This window comes from Acidovorax sp. KPB24-07 (genome assembly GCF_057543315.1).
This window is the reverse complement of the sequence record NZ_BAAJYS010000773.1, coordinates 1-966: the sequence shown is the minus strand read 5'-3', so window position 1 is coordinate 966 and position 966 is coordinate 1. Positions and strand designations below refer to the sequence as shown.

Annotated in this window: 1 protein-coding gene; it reads left to right on the top strand. The window is 73.0% G+C overall.

Features of this window, described 5'->3' with window-relative positions; all coding sequences use genetic code 11:
* A partial coding sequence (locus AC27IQ_RS25700; protein WP_487091327.1) for a CoA-binding protein occupies positions 1-966 on the top strand: 966 nt, incomplete at both ends.

The window sequence follows — 966 nt, the reverse complement described above, 5'->3', positions numbered from 1 at the left end:
AAAAACACTACCTCACCCCGCTCTTCGCCCCCAGCTCCATCGTGGTGCTGGCCGGCCGGGCCGATGCGCCCGAGTCGCTCACGCCGTGCGCCCGCGCGCTGCACACCGCGCTGCGGGCGCAGCGCTTCAGCGGCACGCTGCAGTTCCTGGACATCCACACCAGCGGCACGCTGGCCGATCTGGCGCAGACACGCGCGGACCTGGCCCTGATCGCGCTGCCGCCCGAGGATGTGGTGGCGGCGCTGGAGGTGGCCGGGCGCATCGGCTGCCGCGCCGCGCTGGTGATGTCGCACGGCATGGACGCGGACCAGGCGGCGCGGCTCAAGCACATCGCCCGGCGCGAGGGCATGCACCTGTTGGGCCCCAACTCGCTGGGCCTGCAGCGCCCGCACCTGCAGCTCAACGCCAGCGCGGCCGGGCCGCTGGCGCGGGAGGGGTCGCTGGCGCTGGTGTGCCAGTCGGGGGCGCTCACCGCGTCCATCCTGGACTGGGGCACCAAGAACGCAGTGGGCTTTTCCACGGTGGTGTCGCTGGGGCCAAACACCGACGTGGACATCGCCCAGGTGCTGGACTTCCTGGCCAACGACGCGCGCACGCAGAGCATCGTGGTGTACATGGAAGGCATCTCCAGCGCGCGCCGCTTCATGAGCGCGCTGCGCTCGGCGGCCAACGCCAAGCCGGTGGTGGTGCTCAAGGCCGGGCGCAAGCCGGCGGGCAACGAGGCGGCACACACGCACAGTGGCGCCATCGTGGGCAGCGACGACGTGTTCGACGCGGCCCTGCGCCGCGCGGGCGCGGTGCGGGTGCGGTCGTTCGTGGAGCTGTTCTCCGCCGCCAAGTGCCTGGCCTCGCGCTATCGGCCGGTGGGGCGGCGGCTGGCCATCGTCACCAATGGCGGCGGGCCGGGCGTGCTGGCGGCCGACTGGGTGAACGAGATCCTGCTGCAGCTGGGCCGCCTGTCCCCGG